Genomic DNA, 16,848 nt, shown 5'->3' with positions numbered 1-16,848 from the left:
CTCGCGGAGATCACATAGGGTAATCAATATGGCACTCTGGGTTCGACCCGTCGTCACGGGTCTCACACGCCCGCCACGTTCAAGGTTGCCCGATGATCACCTCTGTCGTCCGTCAGGCCCTACGTATCCGCGGTGAAGAACCCGCCGTCCTCTGTCACACCGGTGATCCGACGACGACCAGGCGCGAACTGGCGGGGTTCAGGCTTCGGCCCGGCGACCGGCTGATCGACCTGGACGCCCACCGGATGGGCGACCTGGTATCGGTCGCGGACGTCGAGAACGAGAGCGGCGGCCCCGAAGAGGGCACCGGGACCGCGGGACTGGTCGTCGTGCTGGCCGCCAGCCTCACCGACCTGCGACGTGTCCTGACCACGGCGACCGCGCTGCCGCGTACCGTGCACCTGGTCGTCGCCGTCGTCGACACCCCCGGCCACCAAGGGCCGCTTCTGCCCTCGCCCCCCGGCATCGACGAGTGGAACGACCTCCTCGAAGCCCGCGTGCGTCGGACGGGCAAGCGCGGCTGGGTGTGCGAACTCTTCTTCCCCAACTCCGTCGAGACCGCCCTGGCCATGGACTGCGTCCTGCACGGAGTCCGAGGGGGACGCCGCAGCCGACGCCCCGTTCCCTTGGTGGGTCTCCACGGAAACGAGGGGGCCCTGTGGCGGCCCGGCGACATCGCCACCACCGGGGTCAGCGCCACCGGACCGGTCCCGTTGCGCCGGGTCTCACCCAAGTCCGACCTGGTCCTGCGCACCGACGAGGTGGGTCTTCCCGTCTGGGAGGACCCCGCCGTCCCCCACCTGGACACCTCGGCGACCACGGGCCGCACCTGGTCCTCCCTCACGAGGACCGTTCCGCCCAGGGCCGGGGAGGTCGACCCGCACCGGGTCCCACCCGTGGACGAGTACCTCGTCAACCCCATCGGCTTCACCAAGAAGACCGGCGGACCCATGGGCGACCTCACCGCCCACGGCGACCGCGCCGTCGTCATGGAGGGCAAGAGGGTGCTGTGCGTCCTGCCCGAGGACGGCACGGTCACCGACCTCGACATCGGCCGGCTCCGGTACCTGCGCGGCGTCCGGATCGATTGGACCGGACACTCCGGTCCGCTCGCCGCGGTACGCGCGGTGGCCTCCCTGGCCGCCGGGGGCGTGCCCCTGATCGGTCGGCCCGTCCCCCCGTGGGCGGCCGATCTCGGAGATCCGCTCGTCGAGCTGCTCGCATCGGTGGAGGAGTGGGAGCTCGCCGACCCCCTCACCCGCGAGGAGCACAGCGTCCGGCTGCGTCGCGCCGCCCTGGGCACCCACTCACAGTCGGTCCGCTGGCGTGCCCTGGCCACCCGGGCCGGGGTCCCGCTCCCATCCGAACCCCTGGTCACGGTCATGCTCTGCACCCGCCGGCCGGAACTGGTGGGCTTCGCGCTCGCCCAGATCGCCCGCCAACGAGGCGCCCGCTTCGAGCTGGTGCTGGCCATGCACGGGTTCACCGCCGACCTGCCCCAGGTGCGATCGGCGTTGCGGGAGTTCGCCGCCACCGGCATCCCGCTCACCGTCCACGAGGCCCCCTCGGACCAGGTGTTCGGCGCCGTCCTCAACGACGCCGCCGACCGTGCCTCGGGAACGGTCATCGCCAAGTGGGACGACGACGACTGGTACGGCCCCGACCACCTCGCCGACATGCTCATGGCCCGCCACTATTCGAGCGCCGACCTGGTCGGCGTCACCCAGGACCTGGTCTACCTACAGGAACTGGACGTCACGGTGTGGCGCAGCTACCAGACCGAGAAACCCTCGCCGGACGTGGTGGGCAGCACGATCGTCATCGACCGGTCCGTGCTGGACGCCGTCGGTGGGTTCCGGCCGCTGCCCCGCGCGATCGACAGCCAACTGCTGCTGGCCGTACGCCGCAATGGGGGTCGTATCTTCCGCACCCACGGCCTGGGCTACCTGCTGCGTCGGGCGGGGGAAGGGCACACCTGGGGCGCCGACATGGGCTACTTCCTGCGCCGCAACAGTAAGCAGTGGTCCGGGTGGCGGCCCAGCGCCCTGCTGGAGGGCGCACCCGAGCCGATGGGCGGCGGACACGATCCCCTGCTCGCGACACCGACGCCGGTCCGAACCCGCATCGAGGGTTCCGTGCGACCGGGCGTGCCCGGGACGCCGGGCACGACGACGTCACCGACCACTATGGGAGGCCACCGTTGACCACCGCAGACAACACCTCCGCGTACGACGCGACCGGACCGTCACCGCTGGTCGAGGCCGCCCCACCCCAGGACGGGCCGCCCGCACAGCCTCGGATCCACCGCAACGACTACGCCGTGCTGGACGTCCCCGACCTGGGGGAGTGGACGCCGACGTTGTCGGTGAGCGTGGTGATTCCGGCGCATGGTGGGGCGGACAAGCTCTCCCTGGTGCTGGCGTCGTTGGCCGCGCAGAGCTACCCGGCGCACCTCACGGAGGTGATCGTGGTGGACGACGGCAGCCCCGAACCGCTCACCCCGCCACGGGTGCGACCCGAGAACACCCGGATCATCCGGTCCGCCGAAGGCGGGTGGGGATCGGCGCACGCCGTCAACACCGGCGTCGCCGCCGCGTCGGGCCAGGTGATCCTGCGGTTGGACGCGGACATGCTGGTCCACCGCGAGCACGTGGAGTCGCAGCTGCGCTGGCACCACGAGGTCGACTACGCGGTGGTGCTGGGCCACAAGCTGTTCGTCGACTTCGACCCCTCGGCGATGGTCCCGGAGTACGTGTACGAGGAGGTGGCGGCCGGCCGCGGCGACACGCTCTTCGACAGGGAGAACGCCGACCCGCACTGGGTGGAACGGTTCATCGACCGCACCGACCGGCTGCGTTCGGCGGGCCACGAGGGGTTCAAGGTCTACGTCGGCGCCACCGGGTCGCTGCACCGCGCCCTGTACGTCACGTCCGGGGGCATGGACCCCGAGATGGTGCTGGGCGGTGACAGCGAGTTCGGGCACCGCCTGGCCCAGCGCGGTGCGGTGTTCGTGCCCGATTTGGACAGCAGTAGCTGGCACCTGGGCCGATCCCAGATGCAGGAGCAACGTGACGCCGGCACCCGCTATCGGATGCCCTTCGTGTCCAACCGGGTGCCCGACTTCCACCTGCGCCGCAAACGGCCGGAACGCCAGTGGGAGGTGCCGCTGGTGGACGTGGTCCTGGACGTGGCCGAACGCACCCTGGAGGAAGTCGACGAGACCACCGGGGCGCTGCTGTGCGGCTCCACCCCCGACCTGCGTCTGTGGATGGTGGGGCCGTGGTCGCGGCTGCACGATGACCGCCGCACGCCGCTGGACGAGGAGTTCCTCGACCTGCGCCTGGCGCACGAGGCCTTCCGGGGGGACCCGAGGGTGCGCTTCGTGGAGTCACCGCCGGAGACCGACCCGCGCGTGCCGTACCGCCTGTACCTGGAGGCCGGGCCGCCGCCGACCCCGGACGCCCTGGTCGAACTCGTCAAGACCTGTGACCGGTCCGGGGCCGGTCTGCTGTGCGCCCCGCTACCAGGGGCGCTACGGGCCGGCGAGGGGGTCCTGCGACTGGAGCGGGTGGCCGCCTTCGAGCGTGCCCGGCACCTGGATCCGCTGGCCGCGGGCAAGGACCTGGACCACCTGGTGGAGGAGGTGTTCGGGATCCACTGGGCGCCGGCGACCGGCATCGTGGCGTCCCTGGGGCCGGAGGAGGCCGAACTGGAGGAGAAGGCCCCCACCGGCCGCAAGGAGGCGTCGACGGAGCGACTGAAGGCCGAACTGCGCCAGGCCACCGACCGGGGTGATCGGATGCGTCGACGGGCCGAACGCGCCGAACGCAAGCTGCGCTGGTTCACCCCGAGCCTGTTCCGTCGAGTCCTACGTCGCTTCGCCCGCTGAACGGTTCAGGGCACCCAGAGCCCCAGGCTCTCGGCGACCAGGGCGGGACGCTCCTGGCCCTCGATCTCCACGGTGTGCCGGGTGGAGACGAGGTAGCCCTTGGGGGTCTCCTTGACCTCGATGAGCTCCACGGCGTCGCGTACGCGTGAGCCCACGACGACGGGTTGAAGGAAGCGCACCTTGTTGAGCCCGTAGTTGATGGACATCCGGGGCTTCTCGGTGATCTCGAAGATCTGCTGGGAGAAGTGCGCCAGGAGGGACAGCGACAGGAAGCCGTGCGCGATGGTGGCGCCGAAGGGGCCCTCCGCGGCGCGGTCGGCGTCGAGGTGGATCCACTGCTGGTCCTCGGTCGCGTCGGCGAACCTGTCGATGCGACTCTGGTCGATGGTGACCCAGTCGGTGAGGCCCAGGGGCTCACCCTGAGCGGTGATGACCTCGTTGATGTCGGCGAAAACGCGCACCACGCCTCCACGTTCGGGTTGGGGGGCGGGCCTGTTTGCCGGGACCCCGTGTGGTGCGCGCCACTCTACCTAACAGTGTTCGGTTAAGCGTGGGCGGGGCCGGACCGACATCAGGCCGCATCCGGATCCGAGGCCCGTGGAGAACCCAGCAGCAACGTCCTGGCGGTGAAGGAGGGAAGGGTCGCCGGGTCGGGTTCGTGTCCCAGGCCGCTCACGGTCAACGGCACCGGAACCACGCCGTCGTGCGCGCGCACCGGCGGCACGACCAGGTCGCGCCCTCGTGAACCCGCGCCGGGCATCTCCACCGGAAGGGTCGCCCCGGCCAGCGACGCCAACGCGACCGTCGCGGCGCGGCCCACCCCGGTCCGCGCCGAGGAACCGCACCACGCCTGCCAACCGGCGTCCACCGCCATGTCCACCGCCCGACGGGCCGCGGTCAGCCCGCCCAACCGGGTCGGGTCCACGTTGATCGCCCGGCCCGCCTCGGCCCGGATCGCCTCACCCAGGTCGTCCAGTGAGGACAACGAACGGTGCAGAGCCACCGGCGTGCGCAGTTCGGAGGCCAGTCGGGCGTGCGCGGCGAGGTCGTCGGGGGCGAAGGGGTCCTCGATGGTCACCAGTCCCAGGGTGTCCAGGGACCGCAACGCGTCCAGGTGCTCGGAGGACTCGGTGTACCGACCGCCCGCGTCCACCTGGAGCACCAGGAACGGGAAGCTGGTCTGCACCGCGCGGACCACGTCGATGTCCCACCCCGGCTGGACCTCCAGCCTGATCCGCCGGAAACCCGATCCCACCTGCCGGTTCACCTCGGTGACCACGGACTCCAACGTCACCTGCCGGGCCAGGGTCACCCCCGCGGTGAGCGCGGTGCGCGACCCGGCCAGGGCGTGCGCCAACGGGGTCGAGCGTTGTCGACTCCACAGATCCCAACAGGCGGTGTCCAACGCGCCCACCAGCGCGGGATCCCAGGGCAGGTCGGCGAAGGCCTCCACCACCTCGGTCGGCCTGCGCCAGGAGTGGTCGAGCAGTACGGGTGCGAAGACCTGCGCCAGCGCGTCCCACTGCCGCGGGGTGGCACGGGGGATCTCGCCCCAACCGCTCACCTCGCCGTCGGACACCCGGACCAGGACGGGGGCCGTACCGCCTGCGCCTCGCCCGGCCAGCGACGGTCGTAGCCGCACCAGTTCGAGTTCGACGATGCGGGTCATGGTCACCGCTCCGGCGTGCGTCACTACAGTCCCCACCTCTGTTCGGGCCACGGGCAACGGGCCCGCCACGGGGAAGGACCCACTTTCGACGGTACCCCCGCCGGTCCCGCCCGACCACCCCGTACGGCTCACCCTGTGGACGAAGGTTTCCCTGGTGGTGCGGGCTTTGTGCGGGTCGGAGCGGGTTCGTCCATCCGGGTACGGGTCCGCGATATGTGTCTCACCATGGGAACGAGGAGGGGGCCGCCCGGGTCGGGCGGCCCCCTCGGGTGCGGCGTCAGCGCGCGAGGACCTCGTCGAGCTCACGGTGCTTGAGGCCGTGGGCCTCCGCCACCGGAGCGTAGACCACGTCCCCGTCGAAGGTGTTCAGGCCGGCCGCCAGGGACGCGTCGTCGCGCAGGGCCTGCTTCCAGCCCTTGTCGGCGAGCGCCACGACGTAGTGCAGTGTGTCCTTGGTGAGTGCGTGCGTGGAGGTGTTGGGGACCGCGCCGGGCATGTTCGCGACGCAGTAGAACACCGTGTCGTGCACGGTGAACGTGGGGTCGCCGTGCGTGGTGGGCCGGGAGTCCTCGAAGCAGCCTCCCTGGTCGATCGCGATGTCCACCAGGACCGCTCCCGGGCGCATTCGGGAGACCAACTCGTTGGAGACCAACTTGGGTGCCCTGGCGCCGGGAACCAGCACCGCGCCGATCATCATGTCGGACTCCAAGGCGGCCGACTCCACCTCGAAGGCGTTGGACGCCACCGTCTTGACCCGGCCCCGGTACAGGGAGTCCATGTGCCGCAGCTTGTCGACGTTCAGATCCAGCACCGTGACCTCGGCGCCCATCCCCACGGCGATCTGGGTGGCGTTCAGTCCGGACACACCGGCGCCGACCACGGTGACACGGGCCGGCCGCACCCCCGGAACCCCGCCCATGAGGACCCCGCGGCCGCCGGCGGAACGCTGTAGGGTCACCGACCCGACCTGCGTCGCCAGCCGGCCCGCCACCTCCGACATGGGGGCGAGCAAGGGCAGTGAACCGTCGGACAGTTGGACGGTCTCATAGGCGATACCGGTGACCCCGTGTTCGACCAGGGCGTCGGTGCACTCGCGGGAGGCGGCCAGGTGCAGGAAGGTGAAGAGGGTCTGCCCCTCGCGCATGCGGTGGTGCTCGGCGGGGACGGGCTCCTTCACCTTCAGGATGAGGTCACCGGTGGCCCACACCTCGTCGGCGGTGTCCAGGATGGTGGCGCCCACCTCCCGGTACTCGTCGTCGCTGATGGAGGAACCCAGACCCGCGTCGCGTTCGACGAAGACCTCGTGCCCCCGACGGGTCAGTTCGTGGACCCCGGCCGGGGTGATGGCCACTCGGTACTCGTGGTTCTTGATCTCACGGGGCACGCCGATGAGCACGGTTCCTCCAACTGGTATCGCCCTGGACACCTACCACTGTGACCGGTGAAGGCGCCTGGACGCCATCGCCAATGTGCATGACCCTGTAGGGCCATGTTGACAGGGTGTAAGGACTCCGTGTGGTGTGTGACACAGGTCTACGAATGTGTTTCCCGACCCGCCACCCACACCCTCGTGACCCGACCGGTCAGGCGCATCCCCGCGTAGGGACCCGGGTCGTTCTCGGGCACCAGTGTGGTCGCCTCGTCGTCGAAGGCGACCAGGTCCGCCTCGAATCCGGGCTGGATCCGGCCACGGGCCAGCCCCAAGAGGTCGGCGGGGCTTTGGGCGGTCCATCGCGCCAAGTGACTCAAGGTGAGGTTGCGGCGACGCGCGGCGGTCCACAGTGCCGAAAGACTCCACCGCAGTGTGTACAACCCGATCGCCGGCAGGTGTCCCGAACCGATGGTGGCCAGCGCCGAACCGGGTTCGAGGAGCGCGCTCCACAGGGCCTTGCGGTTGGCGTCCGAACGCAGGGGCGGACGGCAGCCGTGCACCGGTGAGTCCGGCCCGGGGAACTCCGAGGGCAGGCACAGGTAGTGCGGGCAGGTGTGCGCGCCCAGTTCCACCCCGGCCGCCTCCGCGGCCGACAGCAGCGCCGCGCACTCGGCGGCGGTGAACGGGGCGATGTGGGTACGCGCCCCCACCACCCTGGCGGCGGAGAACACCCGTTCCAGTCCACGACGTTCGGCCCGGGGCGGACGTTGTTCGGCGCTCACCGCAGGGGTGCCGAGCTCGGCGGAGTCCTCGGCGTGCACGATCAACAGCGAGTCGAGGGTGGCGATCTGCACCATGGCCTTGCGCAGACCGGAGTCGCTCAACGCCGCCATGTCGGGGGCGCCCCCGTCCGACAGGGAGGCCTGGAAGGCCACCACGCCGCCCGCTTGGAGGTCGGCGAGTTCCAAGGGGCCGGCGCCCTGATTGACACCGCCCAGGAAGGCGATGGCGACCGGGGAACCGGCGGCGGCGCGTTGGTGGACCTGGAGGGAGTCCGCGCAGGTGATGGCGGGTCGGGCGGGCGCGGGGGAGACCACCAGACAGGTGACCCCGCCGCGCAGGGCCGCGGAACCGGCCCGGTGATAGGAGTCGGCCAACTCCTCGCCGGGTGCGTGCACCCCGGTGCCCAGGTCGACCGCCCCGGGCAACAGGGCCCGGTCTCCCAGGTCGATGATCCGTGGGCCGGGCCCTTCGGTGATCGAACGGTACGGCAGCACCGCCTCGATACGTCCTTCGCGAACGGTCACGTCCGCTGCTTCGATCCCTTCGGGGACCACCACTCGTGTCGAGCGGATGACGGTGTCGAAATCGGGCATCGCTCCCCCTTCGTGCGCTGGGCTCAGGTCAGGGTGAGAGGTGTCGAGGAGGGGGACGGAGCGGGGACTCGTCGGAGCGTCGAGCGTATCGCGTGGATCCCCTTCATATAGGGGAAACATCACCAACGGTGGCGGCTTTCGCTTGCCGGCCGCGCCGAAAGGCGGTCGATCGGGGACCAAGTCCGACACCGCGTAGTAAACGGACTAACCTTGGTCGAGGTGTTCCTCCGTGCACGGCCCCTGCCGGACCCCGATCCGAACAGCACAGCGGTGGCCCTCACGGCCGAGAGCCCTGACCTGCTGTTGACCGCACTCGACGACGGAGTGGCACGTGGCTTCTCCCACCCAGAACGACAATTCCCCGATCAAAGCGCACCCCGACAACGCCGACCTGCCTCCGGGCACCGGGATCGTACCGATCTTCGCCCTGATCGCCGCCCTGGTGTGCGCCTTGTTCCTGGGCGCCACCCTGGTCCTGGGCGGTTCGGTCTTCGCCAGGGTCATCCCGGGCCTCCCCGACGCCGGTGAGGCCGTGCGGTGGGGCATGCCGATCGCCAAGAACGCCATGAACGTCGGAGCCGTCCTGACGATCGGGCTGCTGGTCATGGCGACCCTGCTGCTGCCCTCCTTCAAGGGACGCCTGTCCGACCAGGCCATCGGCTACGTACGCGCCGCCACCTGGGCTTCCTTGGCCTGGACCCTGGCCGCCGTGGCGACCCTCTACTTCCAGGCCTCCGAGTTCCTCGCCAAACCCATGGGACAGGTCTCGATCGACGAGGTCACCGCCTTCGCGGGGTCGGTCTCCGGCGGCATCGCCCTGATGTTCGTCATCCTGATCACGACCGGCATCGCGCTGTTCGGTCGCACCACCACCGGTGCCACCTCCGGCCTGTGGCTGCTGGTCGCCGCCTTGGTCGCGGTCACCCCTCCGGCCCTGACGGGCCACTCCGCCTCCTCCGGTTCCCACGAACTCGCCGTCACCGGACTGGCCCTGCACCTGATCTCCATCTCCGTGTGGGTAGGCGGCCTGGCCGCGGTCACCTACCACGCCGTACGAACCGACGGCGAGGCGCCGGCCACCGCCGCACACCGGTTCAGCCGCGTGGCGCTGTGGGCCTACGTCGGTGTCGCCGTCAGCGGGGCCGCCAGCGCCCTGGCCCGCCTCGAATCCATCGATCACCTGTTCGGCACCGAGTACGGGCTCATCATCGTCGCCAAGATCGTGCTGTTCGGCGTTCTCGGAGTGTTCGGCTACGCGCACCGCAAGTGGACGGTGGACCGGATCGCCCAGGCACCCGAAGGCAAGGCCGGCCACGCCTTCCGCCGCTGGAACTTCATCCGCCTGTCCGGGGTCGAGGTCGTCGTCATGGCCGCGGTCATGGGGATCTCCGCGGGGCTGGGGCGCACCGCGCCGCCCCCGCCGTTGGAGAGCACCGTCGACCCGGCCGCCGCCATCCTGGGCTTCACCATCCCGTCCGCGATGAGCCTGGAGAACCTGCTCACCCTGTGGCGCCCCGACCTGTTCTTCATCATGTTCGTGGTGATCGCCGCGGGCCTGTACCTGGGCGGCGTGTACCGGCTGTCCAAGCGGGGCGACAAGTGGCCGATCGGGCGCGTCGTGGCCTTCTTCGCGGGGCTGCTGACCATCGTCCTGGTCCAGCTCACCGGTTTCGCGACCTACGCGATGATCATGTTCTCGGCCCACATGATCCAGCACATGGTGCTGGCCATGGTCACCCCGATCCTGTTGGTGCTGGGTGCGCCGGCCACCCTGGCCTTGCGCGCCCTGAAGCCGGCCGAGCAGCGGGGCGACCGAGGGCCGCGCGAGTGGCTCAACGCCTTCCTCAACAGCCGCTTCTCCAAGTTCGTCACCCATCCCGCGGTGGCCGCACCGGTCTTCGTGCTCAGCCTGTACGCCCTCTACTTCACGCCGCTGTTCGGCATGCTCATGAACGACCACCTCGGTCACCTGTTCATGGGTGTGCACTTCCTCGTCTCGGGCTTCCTCTTCTACTGGGTGATCATCGGTGTCGACCCGGCCCCGCGGAAGGTCCCGTTCCTACTGCGCCTGCTGTTGCTGCTGGTGGTGATGGGGTTCCACGCCTTCTTCGGCATCGCCATCATGGAGCAGACCACGCCCATCGCCGCGGAGTTCTACGGCCAGTTCGACATCCCGTGGATGCAGGACCCGATGGCGGACCAGTACCAGGGCGGTGGCTTCGCCTGGGCCCTGGGCGAGATCCCCACACTCCTGGTGATGCTGGCGCTGGTGGTGCAGTGGTCGCGCGACGACGAGCGCCAGGAACGTCGCCGGCAGCGGCACAGCAGCCGTGGTGACTCCGACGACTCCGACATGGACGCCTACAACGAGTACCTCGCCGAACTCGACCGTCGTTCCCGCCAACAGCCGAACTGACCCCGATCCGTGGTCGATCCCCGACGGGCCCTTTCCCATCGAATGTGGAAGGGGCCCGTCGTCATGGGCGCCGTCACAGCTCCGGGGAGCCGGCGATGACGCTCCGGGCGGTCCGGATCGCCGTCTCACAGGCGTCCTCCGCACTGACCTGAACGAACAGACTGTGCTCGTCGGAGGTGGCCACCCCCAGGTTGCAGGAGTCGGGGAAGGTCTCGGTGTAGCCGGGGTAGCCCTCCACCGCCACGTATTCGTGCGCCTCTCCGCCCTCGAACGCCGCCGAGAGGGTGTGGGGGACCGGTGGCTCGTCCTCCTCGGCGTCGGGGTCGTGGGTCTCCACTCGCACGTCCACGCTGGAGTCGATCGCGTCGGTGAAGAAGCAGTTGTCGTCCGACTGCGGGACGCCGCTGTCACCCTCGCCGAGCAGACCGAGGTCGATCGCGGTTTCGTCGGGCAGCAGGTCGCAGGGGTGCCGCGCGGTGGGGTCCAACGGGGGCACGTCGAACTGGTCGATGGAGTCGCGCTCGGCCAGATCGACCTCACCACCACAGCCGCCGACCAGCACGGCCGCCACGCCCACGGCCGCCCATCTCCACCCGCGCATCCCGCCTCCGTCCACTCCGCACGACGATGCCGGGGCTCCCCGTCGGGGAACCCCGGCACGAAGTTACAGAGCGTCGCCGCCCCTGGAGCCTTTGTGGCCGGAAACGGTCACGGGTATGGACACCGTGCTCAGGAGATGAAAGCCATCACACCGGTCACCAGGAGCGCCATGGCCAGACAGATCACCAGGCCGCCCACCAGCACCGAGGGGGTGGGTTTGATCCCCGCCAGCCCTGCCTGGCCGTTCACCAGGGCCTGACGGCGGGCCACCATCGGCAGCATGGCCGCGTTGACCGCGTACATCACGACCGCCACGACGCTCGCGCCGGCGAACCCCACCCAGAAGCCGGTGCCCGCGGACATCTCGTTCAGGGCGGTCAAGGCCGGCAGCACCACCCACAACACGATCGAGGCGGCTCCGAAGGCGGTGAGCAACCGGGGAGGGATCCCACGAGAGCTTCCCGACAAGACGAGCAGCAGACCGAGCAGGGCCGCCACCATGATGGCGCCCCCGATTCCGAACACGGCGATGTTGACCAGCGAATTCACGATGGTCATTGTCCCACCGTCGGCCGGGCCTTCGGACCCGGGGTGCCCGACCGGGGGCGGGGCGCGTCAGCCGTGGTGTTCCACGTGCGAACCCGCGGAGCTCTTGCGCACGGTCAACCGCGTGGTCACCCGCTGGCGCAGGTCCGCCACGTGGCTCACCACGCCCACGGCCCGGCCACCGTCGCGCAGCCGGTCCAGCACGTCCAAGACCTCTTCCAGGGTGTCCTCGTCCAGTGTGCCGAACCCCTCGTCCACGAACAGGGTGTCGATCTCGGCGCCGCCGGCCTCCGCGGTGGCCACGTCGCCGAGTCCCAGGGCCAGCGCCAAGGAACTGAAGAAGGTCTCGCCGCCCGACAACGTCGCCGGGTCGCGTTCGACCCCGGTCCAGGAGTCCACCACACGCATTCCCAGACCACCGGCGGAGCGGGCCCGCCCGTCCCCGGCGGCCTTGTCGACGGTGTACCGCAGTTCGTAACGGCCGTCCGACATGGTCAGCAACCGGTCGTTGGCGGCGGCCACCACCTGCTCCAGCCGGGCCGCCAGGACGTAGGCGGACAACCGCACGCTGTCGGTGTTGTCCGGGGAGGTGCCCGCGGCCAGGGTGCTCAGCCCCTGCGCGATCGCGTACCTGCGCAGCACCGGCTCCGAACCCGTCATCCGGTCGGTCAACTCGGCGCGCAGGTCGCCCAACCGGCGTGCCCGATCCGCGAACATGCCCTGCCAGGTCATCGCGCGGTCGGCGGCGCGCTCCGCGGCGGCGGCGACGGTCTCCAACGCGACCAGGTCCGGTGGCTCCTGTTCCCCGGCGGCCACGAGTTCGGGGTCGGTCAGGCGTGCCCGGACCGCCGCCCACTGGTCGTCGAAGTCCCGGGCACGGCGGCGCAGGTCGCGGCGGGCGTGATCGTCCAGCGTCGCCGTCAGGACCTCCGCCTCGTCGGCGAACCCGGCTTCCGCTCGCGCGCCCTCGGCCTCGACCGTGGCGGCGCGCAGCTCCTCGGTGGCCCGTGCGCGCTGGTCCATCGCCTCGGCGGTCCCGCGCAGCAGGTCGGCCTCGCCCACCAGACGCGCGATGCGTTCGGGCAGGCCGGCGTCGGTACCACGGGCCTCGTCCAGCAGCGCCGTGAGCCGTTCGTATTCGGCCAGTGCGCTCTCCCGACGGGCCAGGAACTCACCCTCCTGGCGGCCCAGCGCGCCCACACGTTCCTCGGCGTGCCGTAGTTCCTCGCGGAGCCGGCCCAGCTCCTGTTCCAGGCTCTTACGCTCACCGGCGGCGGCGCGGGCCTCGGCCAACCGGGCACGCTCGGCCCCGACCTCCTCCTGCGCGCGAGCGGCGGTGCGGTCCTCGGCGACCCTGGCCTCGGTCTCCAACCGACCCCGCAACCGCACCACCGTGCTCTCGGCCGTCGACCGGTCCGTGGCGGCCCGCTCCGCGGCGGTCTGGGCCTCCTTCTCCCCGTCGGCCGAGACCAGGCCTCCTTCGCTCGGCATCGCGGGGGAGGGGTGTTCGACCGATCCGCACACCGCGCACGCCGACCCATCGGCCAGGTCGGCGGCGAGCTCGGCCGCCATCTGTCCGATGCGCCGCTCTCGCAGGTCCTGTGCGTGGTCCCGGGACCGCTGGGCGGTGTCCACGACCGTTCGCCGGGTCTCCTCCGCCCGCTCCAGTTCCACGGTGAGCCGCTCGTGCTCCACGGCGGCCGAGCGCCGCTTCTCCGCCAACGTCAACGCGTCCTGGGCGGTCTCCACCAGCCCGGCGTGTTCGCGCACCCGTTCCAGTTCCCGCTCGACCGCGGTCACCCGGACCGGCAGTGTCTCCGTACGCTCCCCGGCCCGCGCGGACTCGGCGCGGACCCCGGCGAGCCGCCGGTCCAGATCGGTCAGCTCCCCGCGCAGGGAGCGTCGGCGTTCGGCGTCACCGCGCAGCAGTTCCAACCGGGCCTGCTCGTCGCGGCGCTCCCGCTCGGCGGCGCGCAACGTCCGCGCGTCCGTCGACGCGGTCACGTCCAGGTCGGGCAGGCCTCCCGCCAGCGACAGCCGGTCGGTCACGGCCAGCTCCGCCTTGTCCAGTTCGGTGCGCCGGTGGTCGCGGGCGCGCAGGAACGGCAGCACGGCGTCGGTGCGTTCCGCGGCGGTCAGGCGTTCCTCGGACCGGGACCGCCAGGCCCGGTGCTCCTCCAACAGCGCGCTTCGCTCCCGGGCCTCGTCGAGCCGAGCGCGTCGCTCCCGTAGCGCGCGTCCGTCGGCCAGCGCCTGCCGGGACCGGTCCCGGGCGAGCGTGAACTCACCGGTGAGCGGTTCGGCGTCGCGGGCGGTCGCGGCGGTGACCATGGCCAGTTCGGTGGCCCAGGCGCTCAACTCCGCCGGGTCCGTCTCCCGGGGTGCGTCGGACCGTCCCACCTCGGCGATCCGCCCGGCGACCTCGCGCACCCGTTCCTCGGCCGAACGCACCTCGTGTTCGAGCCCGCGGGTGTGCCCGCCCAGCCATTCCTCCACGTCCCGGAACACCCGGGTGTTGAAGATCCGCTCCAGGGACTTGCGGCGGTCGTCCGACTTGGCCCGCAGGAACTGGGCGAAGTCGCCCTGGGGCAGCATGACGATCTGGCAGAACTGGGTGAGGGTGAGCCCCACCCGGTCCCCGACGAACTGTCCGGCCTCGTCCGGGCGGGTGGTGACCGGTTGCCAAGTGCCCTCCAGCAGCTCTTGGACCACCACCTTCTGGTTCTGGGTGACGGTGCCGCTGCCTCGCTTCTTGGGCCGTTCCCACCTCGGCTTGCGGATGATGTGGATCCGTCGGCCCCGGACGGTGAACTCCAGGGTCACCTCCGGCTCCAGGTCCGGTGGGGCGTGGTCGCTCTTGGGGGAGCGGTCCTTGCTGCGGGCCCCGGGCACGCTGCCGTACAGCGCGAAGCAGACCGCGTCCAGCACGGAGGTCTTGCCCGCCCCGGTCGGCCCGTGGACGAGGAAGAGCCCGCCCTGGCCGAGCCGGTCGAAGTCCACCCGTTCGGTACCGGCGAAGGGGCCGAACGCGGTCATGGTGAGGGTGTGCAGGCGCATCAGCGGATCCCTTCCTGGAGCCGGACCTCTTCGACGGCCCGGTCCACGAGCGCGCGCTCGTCCGGGGTGGCGGGCGCGCCGCGCGCCCACTCGACGAAGTCGGCGACCACGTCGCGTTCGGGCCGTTCGGCGATCGAGCCGGTGACGGGCCGTCGGTCGGGGGCACCGCCCTCGGGGGCGAACTCCAGCAGCAGGGCGTGCGGGAAACGTTCGCGCAGCCGTTCCATGGGTCGGGCCGGCCTGCGCGGGTCGGTGAGGGTGACCTGCAACCAGTGGCCGGTGTAGCGCTCCCACTCGGTACCGGTGAGCAGGTCGTCGAGCCTGCCGCGGATCCGGGCCAGGGGACGGGGCACCGGGGCGTCCACGAACTCGGCCCCGGCGAACCCGTCGGCGTCCAGTTCCACCACCCAGCAGCCCTTGCGGTGGTGCTCCTCGGAGAAGGAGTAGGCCAGCGGGCTGCCCGGGTAACGCACCGTGGGGGCGATGGTCTGTCGGCCGTGCAGGTGGCCCAGGGCGACGTAGTCGACGCCGTCGTAGATCGAGGCGGGCACGTACGAGGCGCCGCCCACGGAGATGTCGCGTTCGCTGTCCGAGCCCTCGCCGCCGGTGACGAAGGCGTGCGAGAGCACCACCGAACGGGTGCCGGGTCGCTCGGCCAGGTCGGCTCGGACCAGGTCCATGGCGTGTCCGATCGCCGCGGGGTGCCCGCGCTCGGTCAGGTCCCAGTGGTGGCGGGCGATCTCCGGTTCCAGGTAGGGGATGCCGTAGAAGGCGACCGGTCCGTGCTCGTCGTCGATGATCACCGGCTCGCCCACCCCTTCCAGGGAGCTGCGCAGGTGGACCCCGGAGGCGTCGATGAGGTCGGTGGCGAAGGCCATGCGGGTCAGGGAGTCGTGGTTACCGCTGATCAACACCGCCCGCGCCCCGGTCGCCCGGATCCGGCCCAGCGCCCGGTCGAACAGGCGCACGGCGTCCACCGGTGGCAGGGCACGATCGTAGAGGTCCCCGGCGACCACCACCACGTCGATCCGTTCGGCGTGGATGGTGGCGACGAGGTGGTCCAGGAACGCGGCCTGGGCGTCGATGAGGTTCTCCCGGTGGAAGGAGCGACCCAGGTGCCAGTCCGATGTGTGCAGCAGGCGCATGGAACTGGACATTACCCAAGTCGCGGGTGTTCCCGTCGGGAGAACCGGGGATCCTACAGCTTTCGGGCCAGGGTGAGCCCGTCGCCGATCGGCAGCAGGACCTGGGAGACCCGGTCGTCGGACACGACCCGGTCGTTGAAGTCGCGGATGCCCTGCACGTGGGGCGCGGTCTGCTCGGGGTCGATCACCCGCCCGTGGGAGAGGGTGTTGTCGGCCAGAAGCAGCCCACCGGGACGGATCCGCGGGACCAGTTCCTCCCAGTAGTCGAGGTAACCGGTCTTGTCGGCGTCCAGGAACGCGAGGTCGAACCGGGTGTCGTCGGGCAGGGCGCGCAGTGATTCCAGGGCCGGACCGACCCGCAGCTCGATCTTGTCGGCGACCCCGGCGCGCTCCCAATAGCGGCGGGCCACCGCCGTCCACTCCTCGCTGATGTCCAACGCCAGGAGGGTGCCGTCCTCGGGAAGGCCGCGGGCGAAGCAGATGGAGGAGTACCCGGTGAAGGTACCGATCTCCACCGCGTTCCGGGCCCCGGACAGCTGCGTGAGAAGGGTGGTGAACGCTCCCTGCTCGGGACCGATCTGCATGCCCCGCTGTTGGGGGAAGAGCCGAGCGGTCTCCTCGGAGAGGTCGGCGAGGACGGGGTCGACCGGTTCGCTGTGGGCGACGATGTAGGCGTGCAGTTCCGGGGTGAGGCCTTCTGAGGTTCGAGTCACGTCCGCAACCCTAGGACTCCGACCCTGCCCAGGCCAGGACCGCGCCGTGGGCGGGGAGGAGAGGA

The 16,848-nt window shown here is 70.9% G+C and carries 12 protein-coding genes; 3 read left to right on the top strand and 9 right to left on the bottom strand.

Annotated features, from left to right (window positions below):
• Positions 1 to 92: 92 nt before the first annotated feature.
• Positions 93 to 2,204 carry a glycosyltransferase family 2 protein gene (locus BQ8420_RS30205; protein WP_087103778.1) on the top strand — a complete coding sequence of 704 codons (2,112 nt, stop codon included), beginning with the start codon at positions 93 to 95 and terminating at the stop codon, positions 2,202 to 2,204.
• Positions 2,201 to 3,889 (top strand): glycosyltransferase, encoded by a 1,689-nt coding sequence (locus BQ8420_RS30200; RefSeq protein WP_087103776.1) that lies wholly within the window; start codon positions 2,201 to 2,203, stop codon positions 3,887 to 3,889. Before BQ8420_RS30205 ends, BQ8420_RS30200 begins: the two co-directional genes overlap by 4 nt.
• Positions 3,890 to 3,894: 5 nt before the next feature.
• Here the strand turns inward: BQ8420_RS30200 and BQ8420_RS30195 are convergent, their stop codons facing one another.
• The 4 genes from BQ8420_RS30195 to BQ8420_RS30180 form a co-directional block, all read right to left on the bottom strand.
• On the bottom strand, positions 3,895 to 4,350 hold the full coding sequence (locus BQ8420_RS30195) for a MaoC family dehydratase (RefSeq protein WP_200816156.1): 456 nt from the start codon (positions 4,348 to 4,350) through the stop codon (positions 3,895 to 3,897).
• Between the two features lie 110 nt (positions 4,351 to 4,460).
• Positions 4,461 to 5,558, bottom strand: a complete 1,098-nt coding sequence (locus BQ8420_RS30190; RefSeq protein WP_087103834.1) for an enolase C-terminal domain-like protein — start codon at positions 5,556 to 5,558, stop codon at positions 4,461 to 4,463.
• Between the two features lie 277 nt (positions 5,559 to 5,835).
• Positions 5,836 to 6,954, bottom strand: a complete 1,119-nt coding sequence (gene ald, locus BQ8420_RS30185) for an alanine dehydrogenase (protein WP_087103772.1) — start codon at positions 6,952 to 6,954, stop codon at positions 5,836 to 5,838.
• A gap of 137 nt (positions 6,955 to 7,091) precedes the next feature.
• Positions 7,092 to 8,306: an amidohydrolase family protein gene (locus tag BQ8420_RS30180; protein ID WP_087103770.1), complete on the bottom strand. Its 1,215-nt coding sequence runs from the start codon at positions 8,304 to 8,306 to the stop codon at positions 7,092 to 7,094.
• Between the two features lie 331 nt (positions 8,307 to 8,637).
• Between BQ8420_RS30180 and BQ8420_RS30175 the strand changes: the two genes are divergently transcribed.
• A complete protein-coding gene (locus tag BQ8420_RS30175; protein WP_087103768.1) occupies positions 8,638 to 10,722 on the top strand; it encodes a cytochrome c oxidase assembly protein in 2,085 nt (694 codons plus the stop codon).
• A 73-nt stretch (positions 10,723 to 10,795) separates the two neighbouring features.
• Here the strand turns inward: BQ8420_RS30175 and BQ8420_RS30170 are convergent, their stop codons facing one another.
• The 5 genes from BQ8420_RS30170 to BQ8420_RS30150 form a co-directional block, all read right to left on the bottom strand.
• A complete protein-coding gene (locus tag BQ8420_RS30170) occupies positions 10,796 to 11,323 on the bottom strand; it encodes a DUF3558 family protein (RefSeq protein ID WP_087103766.1) in 528 nt (175 codons plus the stop codon).
• Between the two features lie 128 nt (positions 11,324 to 11,451).
• On the bottom strand, positions 11,452 to 11,880 hold the full coding sequence (locus tag BQ8420_RS30165; protein ID WP_200816155.1) for a hypothetical protein: 429 nt from the start codon (positions 11,878 to 11,880) through the stop codon (positions 11,452 to 11,454).
• A 57-nt stretch (positions 11,881 to 11,937) separates the two neighbouring features.
• The gene (locus BQ8420_RS30160; RefSeq protein ID WP_087103764.1) at positions 11,938 to 14,925 is read right to left on the bottom strand and encodes an AAA family ATPase; all 2,988 of its coding nucleotides are present in this window, start codon (positions 14,923 to 14,925) and stop codon (positions 11,938 to 11,940) included.
• On the bottom strand, positions 14,925 to 16,082 hold the full coding sequence (locus BQ8420_RS30155) for an exonuclease SbcCD subunit D (protein WP_087103761.1): 1,158 nt from the start codon (positions 16,080 to 16,082) through the stop codon (positions 14,925 to 14,927). The genes BQ8420_RS30160 and BQ8420_RS30155 overlap by 1 nt, the downstream gene beginning before the upstream one ends.
• Positions 16,083 to 16,123: 41 nt before the next feature.
• Entirely contained in the window at positions 16,124 to 16,783 is a 660-nt protein-coding gene (locus tag BQ8420_RS30150) for an O-methyltransferase (protein WP_087103759.1), read from the bottom strand.
• Positions 16,784 to 16,848 lie beyond the last annotated feature (65 nt).

The organism is Nocardiopsis sp. JB363 (genome assembly GCF_900143625.1).
Lineage (GTDB): Bacteria > Actinomycetota > Actinomycetes > Streptosporangiales > Streptosporangiaceae > Nocardiopsis.
Note: the sequence above shows the minus strand (reverse complement) of the source record. Positions and strands in the feature narration are given on the sequence as shown.